We start from the raw sequence: 8210 nt of genomic DNA, 5'->3' as shown, positions 1-8210 counted from the left end.
GGGGTGAACGTGGGTCTGTGGGGCATCAGTGTTCGTGGTTGTGACGTTTGTGGTGGGGTCGCACGGGGCGGTTCATGAAGAGCATGAGGATCGTGGATGGAAGGAGATCGCTCGGGAACACAGCGGGGTGCTGGCGGTTCGGGAGGCGATCGCCGCTGGTCTGCGTCCTGCGGAGCTGCGGTGGCGGATCCGTACAGGGCGATGGCAGCGGCCGCTGCGGGGAGTTGTCGTCACTCACTCTGGGCCGCTCACCCGTTTGCAGTGGCTCTGGTGCACCCTGGCACGAGCCGGGCCCGGGGCGGTCCTTGCCGGATCCACCGCGGCCGCGCTTGACGGTATGCGGGGATTCGACGTCGCGACCGTTTTCGTGACGGTGCCGTCCGATCGGCAGCTCGTTCGCCATCCCGGGATCGTGGTGCACCGCAGCACCCAACTGACGTCGACCGACGTGCATCCGGTCCGTATTCCTCCGCGGACGCGGCTTGCCCGGTCGGTCGTGGACGCGGCGAGCTGGGCGGCACGGGACGACGACGCGCGAGCGGTACTTGCGGCGTCGGTGCAGCAGCGGCTGGTTACTGTTAGTGATCTGTGGGACGTGGCGCACCGGCGTGGGCGCATTTGGCGGCGCCGTCTGATCATTGATACATTGGCTGATCTTGATGTTGGTGCGGAGTCGGTGGCGGAAATGCTGTATCGGCGTATCGAATGTCGTTACGGTCTGCCGTCGAGCCACTGCCAGTTCAAAGTCGATCTTGGTGGCAGACGGTATCTCGACGTCTGGTACGAGCCGTGGCGGGTCTGGGTGGAGATCGACGGGGCCGCGCACCAGGAGGTGCGGCAGTGGTGGGACGACCTGGCCCGTCAGAATCTCGGCGTGCTTCAGGACCGCCTGATCCTGCGTTTCCCGACTTGGCGGCTGCGGGAACGTCCCGATCTTGTTGCCGCGCAGGTCACCGATGCCCTGCGCCAACGAGGATGGGACGGTGACCGCCGCCAACGGACGCCCGCATCCCACATCGGGCCGGGCGGAGACAACACGGGGCCCAACGATGTGAATGCAGTGCTGTGACAGCAGCAGCAGATTCACATCGTTCGGGCGAACGTCGCCAGTGGAGGGCGCAGGGCAGGGCGCGTTTGTGGATATTGGGTGGTGGTATTGGGGCAAGGCCGCTGGGCGGTGATGAGGTAGCGAAGGGGCGTCTGATGGGCTGCCGTGCCTTCGTCAGTCCGGGGCAGCCTTTGTGTGCCCGGGTACACGGGCCGTTCGGTCGGCCCAGCGGGGCTGCCCCGCTGGCTTCAGGACCGCTCGGCGGCGCCACCGGGCCTAGATGCTGTGGGGGCATGGCCGTACCGCTGGGCGGGCCTGGTGGTAGCGGCCTGCCCAGCGGTACGGCTTGTGGTCAGTGCTGCTTGTGCTCAGTGGTAGCTGTAGCTCAGTGGTAGCTGTGTTCGACGGTGGGGAAGGTGCCGCCGCGGACCTCCTCGGTGAAGCGCAGCGCCGCGTCGGCGAGGGTGGAGCGCAGATCGGCATAGTGCTTGACGAACCGGGCGTGCGCGTCGGAAAGGCCGGCCATGTCCTGCCAGACCAGAACCTGCGCGTCGCAGTCCGGGCCGGCCCCGATACCGACGACCGGGATGGTCAGTTCCTTGCTCACCCGGGCGGCGAGATCGGACGGGACCACCTCGAGCACGACGGCGAACGCCCCGGCTGCCTCCAGCGCGAGCGCGTCGGCGAGCAGGGCGTCACCGGCGTGGCCGCGGCCCTGCACCCGGTAGCCGCCGAGGACGTTCACGCTCTGCGGGGTCAGCCCGAGGTGGGCCATGACCGGGATACCGGCCGCCACCAGCGCGGCGACCTGCGGGACCACCCGGGCGCCCCCTTCGAGCTTGACCGCCTGGGCGCCGCCGTCCTTCATGAAACGCGCCGCGTTGTCGATCGCCTGCTCCACCGACCTCTGGTAAGAGCCGAAGGGCAGGTCCGCGACGACCAGTGCGTGGGTGGTTCCGCGGACGACCGCGCGCACCAGCGGCAGCATCTCCTCCACCGTCACCGGCACGGTGGTCTCATAGCCGTAGACGACGTTGGCCGCTGAGTCGCCGACGAGCAGCACCGGCACGCCCACGTCGTCGAAGATGCGGGCGGTGGTCGCGTCGTAGGCGGTGAGCATCGCCCACTTCTCCCCGCGGTCCTTGGCCGCCTGGAGTTCCCGGACGGTGGTCCGGCCGCGGCGGGCCGCGCCGCCACGGGCCGCGGCCGCCGGTCCTGATCCTGCCGCCGGGGTGCCCGGTGCCGTCGACGCGCCGTACAGCGTCGTCGCTTCCCCGGCCGCGGCGGCGGGCGAGGCGGAACAGACTTCTGCTGTCCTGTTCATACGATCTCCTGTTGGTCCGTCCGTCCGTCCGTCCGGGCGCTGGCGCGTCCCGGCGTCCCCTCCATGCTGCCACCGCCGTGGAAACAGATGCGTCGTGGCCTGGCTCACCGTAGGCTTCGATCTTGGATGCGGGGGGCGCCGCCTGACGGTCGGGACACAACTTCGACGGACGGGATCCATGGGGCACAGCAGGCACTACAGAGATGGGCGGCGGTGGCCGCGGATGAACGGGCACACCGCGCCGGACGCGCTGCCAAACGCACTGCTGAATGCGGGGACGAATCCGGTGCCGGGCCTGACGGGACGCCCGTCACGGCATCTGTCACGGTATCCGACATGGCGTCGACGACGGCCCTCGCCGCCGCTCTCGCCATCGCTGCCGGCACAGCCCTCGACAGGGCCCGGGGCATGTCTGCCCTGGCCCGCGAGACGGCCCGCGAGGTGGCCTCCGGCATGGGGCTCGACCGGGTGTACCCGGGCCGGCCGTCCGCGGGCCGGGGCCGCGGCGGAGCGTCCGTCGTGACGATGTCGAGCGGACGCGCGTCCGGGCCGGCGCGATCGGCGGCCAGCGAGCAGCACCATCCCCCTGCCGACCGGCGCGGGCCCGGGCCGGCGCGGCCGGCGCAGCCACCGATGCGCACGCCGGGACGCCCACGCGACACCCGCCGGGACGAAGCGATCATCAGCGCGACCCTGCACACGCTCGCCGACTACGGGTTCGCCGGGCTGTCGATGGAGGCGGTCGCGGCGCGGGCCGGGGTTGGCAAGGCAACGGTCTACCGGCGGTGGCCGACCAAGGACGCCCTGGTCGTCGAGGCGCTGGGCACTCTTGCCGATCTCTCGGGCGGGGCGCAGACCGGGTCGCTGCGCGACGATCTCGTCGCCTGGCTGAACACCGTGCGCAAGCACAGCATCCAGACGCTGGCCGGCCGCATCATGCCCAGACTGCTGGCCGAGAAGGAGGAGCACCCCGACCTGTTCGAGGCCTACCGCAGACGGGTCATGGCCCCGGCGCGGGACAGGGTGGCCGCCCTGCTGCGCGGCGGCATCGTCTCGGGGGAACTGAGCCCGGACATCGACATCGAAATGATCATCGATATGCTGATCGGCTCCGTCGCCTACTGGCAGTATGCCGGGCATTCGCGTGACGTCACCGGTTCCCGGATCACCGGTGTGGTCGACACGGTCCTGCGCGGGATCCTCCAGTGCTCCGGATCCGACACGGCCGGGATGCCAGCGGCAGGTTGACCCGCCGTCCGACCGGACGCGCGGTGGGCTGCGGACGGCGGGCGAATGCCGTCCGGGTGCCGCCCGGGGACGGCGCTGTCCGGAGGCTGCTCAGCGATGGCCGTCGCCAGGGCAGTGCCAGTCCGGGGACGGTGCTGAGCCCGGGGCGGGATGCCGCCAGAGGATGACGTGGCCGGGGCGCGGCGCCGCCTCGGAGCGCGGTCAGGGGGTGACCCTGTCAGGGGGTGACGCTGTCGGGGCGCGGCGACGGTTCGACGGCGGGCGGCGAGCCCGTCCGCTCGCGCCAGTGGGAGGTGATCGGCAGTCGGCGGTCACGGCCGAACGCCTTCGAGGTCACCTTGGGCCCCGGGGGGTTCTGCCGCCGCTTGTACTCGGCGAGGTCCGCCAGGCGGATGACCCGCTCCACGGTGTCGGGGTCGTGACCCGCGGTGATCAGTTCGGTGCGGCCCTGGTCCCGTTCGACGTAGTCGTCGAGGACCGCGTCCAGCGTGGAGTAGTCGGGCAGCCGGTCCGAGTCGAGCTGCCCGGGGGCGAGTTCGGCGGACGGCGGCTTGACGATGATCTCTTCGGGGATGGGTGGGGCCTCGCCGTCGCGCGGCGCCTGCGCGTTGCGCCAGCGGGCGAGCTCCCAGACCAGGGTCTTGGGCACGTCCTTGATCGGGGCGAAGCCGCCGGCGCTGTCGCCGTAGAGCGTGGAGAACCCGGTGGCGAGCTCGCTCTTGTTACCCGTGGTGAGAACAAGATGGCCATGGGCGTTCGACAGCGCCATCAGCAGCGTCCCGCGGACCCGGGCCTGCAGGTTCTCGGCGGCCAGACCGGCAAGGCCGCCGGTGCCGGCCAGCGCGTCGTGGAAGGCGTCTACCACGGGCTGGATCGGGACCACGGTGTGCGTGACGCCGGTGCGCCGGGCCAGCTCCGCGGCGTCGGCCACGGAACCGGCCGAGGAGTGCACCGACGGCATCGCGACCGTGTGTACCCGGGCCGCGCCGAGGGCGTCCACGGCGATCGTGGCGACCAACGCCGAGTCGATACCGCCGGAGAGTCCGAGGACGACCGAGGCGAACCCGTTCTTGCGGACGTAGTCACGGGTGCCGGTGACCACGGCGGCGTAGAGCTCTGCGGCGGAGTCCAGCCGCTGGGCCACCGTGGGCTCACGCGCCTCGAAGGGGGAGACGGGCTCGTCGGCCAGCACGACGCGGGACACGGCGATCGTGGTGCCGTCGCCCGCGTCCACCGGACCGGTGACGACAGGGCCGGCCACCGGCGCGCCGGCCACCAGCGCGCCGGCCGGCAGGTCGAGGTCGACGGTCAGCAGTGTCTCGGTGAACTGCTCGGCGCGGGCGAGCGTGCGGCCGTCGGCGTCCACCACCAGCGACCCGCCGTCGAAGACGAGCTCGTCCTGGCCACCGACGAGGTTGACGTACGCGAGCGCGGCGCCGGCCTCCCGCGCCCGGGCGGCGGCCAGCTCGTCGCGCTGGAAGGCCTTCCCCCGCTCGTACGGTGATCCGTTGATGCACACCAGCAGGCCCACGGCGGCGGCCCGGGCGACCGCGACGGGCCCGCCGTCCTGCCAGAGGTCCTCGCAGATCGTCAGCCCGACGTCCACCCCGTGCAGGCGCAGGACCGGGAAGTCGTAGCCGGGCACGAAGTAACGGAACTCGTCGAACACGCCGTAGTTGGGCAGATGGTGCTTGGCGTACCGGGCCGCGACCTCGCCGCGCCACAGCACCGCGGCCGCGTTCTGCGGCTCGCCGGCGGGCCGGCCCAGCCGCGGCGTGGGGTTGCGGGAGCTGTCGAGATAGCCGACGACGACGGCCAGCTCGCCGGCGCCCTCGTCGGCCAGCCGGCGGGCGAGCCGGTCGACGGCCGCGCGGGAGGCCTGCGCGAACGAGCGGCGCAGCACGAGGTCCTCGGCCGGATAGCCGGTGAGCGTCATCTCCGGGAAGGCCACCAGGTGCGCGCCGGCGCGCACCGCCCGTCCCGCCCAGGCGCTCACCAGGTCCGCGTTCGCCGCGAGATCGCCGACGGTGGTGTCGACCTGGGCAAGCGCGACGCGCAACTGGGTCATGAATCGAAGCCTAGTGACCCGGGGAGCCCGGCCGCGCCGACGCGGAAAACGATGATCGCGCCGTCTTCGGCCCGGGAGGGGCCGATCCGAACCTGGCCGTGACGATATGTCACCGGCCTGGTTGTCGGGATGCCGCGCCGGGACGTTCGGGCAGGCCAGTCGCTATGGTCGGCTGGGAGCTATCCGACCGGCGCTCTTTGGACCACCTGCCCGCCCGCGACGGCGAGCCGACATCGTTCCAGCCCTCTCCAGTGCGGAGGCTGCCATGGACAAGCAACAGGAGTTCGTCCTACGAACCCTCGAGGAACGCGACATCCGGTTCATCCGGTTGTGGTTCACCGACGTCCTGGGCGTGCTGAAGTCCGTCGAGATCGCGCCGGCCGAGCTGGAGGGGGCGCTCGCCGAGGGCATCGGGTTCGACGGGTCGTCCATCGAGGGCTTCGCCCGGGTCCACGAGGCGGACATGCTCGTCAAGCCGGATCCGTCGACCTTCCAGGTGCTGCCCTGGCGTGGGGACAGCCCGGTGACCGCGCGGATGTTCTGCGATCTCGTCATGCCGGGTGGCGCGCCGTCCCCGGCGGATTCCCGCTGGGTCCTGCGGCGGACGCTGGCCACCGCCGCGGAGGCCGGTTTCACCTTCTACACCCATCCCGAGATCGAGTTCTTCCTGCTGCGGCAGCCGCCGCAGCGCGGCGCGCCGGTGCCGCCGCCGGTCGACGACTCCGGGTATTTCGACCTCACGCCGAACGACATCAGCCACGATTTCCGGCAGCAGGCCATCGGGGTGCTCGAACGGCTGGGTATTTCCGTCGAGTTCAGCCACCACGAGGTGGCGCCCGGCCAGCAGGAGATCGACCTGCGGTACGCCGACGCCCTGACCATTGCCGACAATATCATGACATTTCGTCAGGTGGTGAAGGAGGTCGCGCTGCGGCAGGGTGTCTACGCGACATTCATGCCGAAGCCGTACAGCGACCAGGCCGGGTCGGGTATGCACACCCACCTCAGCCTTTTCGAAGGTGACCGGAACGCCTTCTACGACCCGACCGACCCCTATCATCTCTCCAAGGTCGCACAGGCCTTCATTGCCGGTCTGCTCGTCCACGCGGCCGAGATAACCGCGGTGACCAACCAGTGGGTGAACTCCTACAAACGAATTGTCGGCGACCAGCGTGCCGGCGAGGTGCTGGAGGCGCCCGCCTATGTGTGCTGGGGGCACAACAACCGTTCCGCCCTGGTGCGGATACCGCTGCACAAGCCGAACAAGCCGAACGCGACCCGGATCGAGTTCCGGTCGCCGGACAGCGCCTGCAATCCCTATCTGGCGTTCGCGCTGATACTCGCCGCGGGCCTGCGGGGCATCCAGGAGGGGTACGAGCTGCCGCCGCCGGCGGCTGACGACGTGTGGACCCTGACCGAGCCGCAGCGCAACGAGCGGGGCATCCGGGCGCTGCCCGGCACACTGGAGGAGGCGATCGCGACCATGGAGCGGTCGGAGATGGTGCGCGACACGCTCGGCGCCGACCTCTTCGAGTTCTTCCTGCGGAACAAACGGGCCGAGTGGGCCGAGTACCGTCGCCAGGTCACGCCGTTCGAGATCGACCGGTACCTGCCCATCCTGTGATCGGCCCCGTCCGGTGGCCGGGACCCGTTCTGTGACCGGCCGTTCCGTCGGGTGAGCCGGCCGCGCGGGGTGGTGGGGAAGTCGGGAGCGGGACGCGGCCGTCCGTCCCGCATCCGTGCCGGGAAGGTCCGCCGCCCGAATCCGGTCCGCTGGAAAGGTGATATCGGGTGGACGATGGCCGGTTTTCGAGAAATACCGTGAAACGATTTACCTGAATCCGGATCCGCCCCCATGGCGACTGGAAGTGGCCGGTTGCTTGCGCTCCGCCGTCCTGGCCTCTAAAGTCCAGTCCCGATGGACCGCAAAAGCGGCCTGTGGCGACCTGGTCGGCGGTATGCGGCGAACTGTGTCGGCCATGCGGCCGTGCTTCCGGGCCCGTCGTCCACCGGGCGCGGTCGCCTGCGGTTCATCACATATGAAAAAAATATGTGAAGAAGAAACATGAAGTAGTCGCGGAACAGGTCCGCGGAACGACGCGCAGGCCCGAGAGAAACAGTCGCGCGGACAGGTACGACCATCACTGGCCGTTCAGCGGACGATGGCATCCGAAAGGGAAACGAACAATGACGACTACAACTGGCCTGGACGCCGCCGAGCTGGCGGCGGAACACGCCGAGCTGCTTCCGGAGCGTTCGGCGATGGCCGTCTGGGACTACACCGATCTCGGCTGGAGCGGCGGGTTCTTCGGCGGTCTCTTCGCCGTGACGGCCGACTTCGTCGGCGGCGCCTTCTTCGTCCAGCTCTGACGGGACGTCGGGCCGGTGGCCGAGCAGTGGCTTTCCGGTAGGCCGACGGCGGCGCGGTCCTTTTCTCCCACGCTCCGCCGTCGGCCGGCCCGGTGACGGCGCAGCCGGCCGCCGCCGATGCCCCGGCGGTGGCCGACACCCTGGTGGCCACC

General features: G+C 70.5%; 6 protein-coding genes. 4 read left to right on the top strand and 2 right to left on the bottom strand.

Going from position 1 to position 8210, the window contains the following annotated elements; all coding sequences use genetic code 11:
* The first annotated feature begins 40 nt into the window (after positions 1-40).
* Positions 41-1069, top strand: coding sequence for a type IV toxin-antitoxin system AbiEi family antitoxin domain-containing protein (locus CM1CMNOD_RS14965; protein WP_193617112.1), 1029 nt, complete (start codon positions 41-43; stop codon positions 1067-1069).
* Positions 1070-1433: 364 nt separating this feature from the next.
* Here CM1CMNOD_RS14965 and panB read toward each other — a convergent pair whose 3' ends face one another.
* Entirely contained in the window at positions 1434-2372 is a 939-nt protein-coding gene (panB, locus tag CM1CMNOD_RS14960) for a 3-methyl-2-oxobutanoate hydroxymethyltransferase (RefSeq protein ID WP_013874438.1), read from the bottom strand.
* A gap of 336 nt (positions 2373-2708) precedes the next feature.
* Here panB and CM1CMNOD_RS14955 point away from each other — a divergent pair, with 336 nt between their 5' ends.
* Complete coding sequence (locus CM1CMNOD_RS14955) at positions 2709-3620, top strand: TetR/AcrR family transcriptional regulator (RefSeq protein ID WP_013874437.1); 912 nt, start codon at positions 2709-2711, stop codon at positions 3618-3620.
* A 217-nt stretch (positions 3621-3837) separates the two neighbouring features.
* Here the strand turns inward: CM1CMNOD_RS14955 and CM1CMNOD_RS14950 are convergent, their stop codons facing one another.
* Positions 3838-5688: an NAD+ synthase gene (locus tag CM1CMNOD_RS14950; protein WP_013874436.1), complete on the bottom strand. Its 1851-nt coding sequence runs from the start codon at positions 5686-5688 to the stop codon at positions 3838-3840.
* Positions 5689-5953: 265 nt separating this feature from the next.
* Between CM1CMNOD_RS14950 and glnA the strand changes: the two genes are divergently transcribed.
* Together glnA and CM1CMNOD_RS14940 are read left to right on the top strand one after the other, a co-directional pair.
* Positions 5954-7312: a type I glutamate--ammonia ligase gene (gene glnA, locus CM1CMNOD_RS14945; RefSeq protein ID WP_013874435.1), complete on the top strand. Its 1359-nt coding sequence runs from the start codon at positions 5954-5956 to the stop codon at positions 7310-7312.
* Positions 7313-7875: 563 nt separating this feature from the next.
* On the top strand, positions 7876-8058 hold the full coding sequence (locus tag CM1CMNOD_RS14940) for a hypothetical protein (protein ID WP_013874434.1): 183 nt from the start codon (positions 7876-7878) through the stop codon (positions 8056-8058).
* Positions 8059-8210: the final 152 nt, after the last annotated feature.

Origin of the sequence: Protofrankia symbiont of Coriaria myrtifolia (assembly GCF_900634755.1) — a bacterium.
In the GTDB taxonomy this organism is placed as follows: domain Bacteria; phylum Actinomycetota; class Actinomycetes; order Frankiales; family Frankiaceae; genus Protofrankia; species Protofrankia coriariae.
The sequence above is the reverse complement of the archived record's forward strand: the minus strand, read 5'-3'. Positions and strand labels throughout refer to the sequence as shown.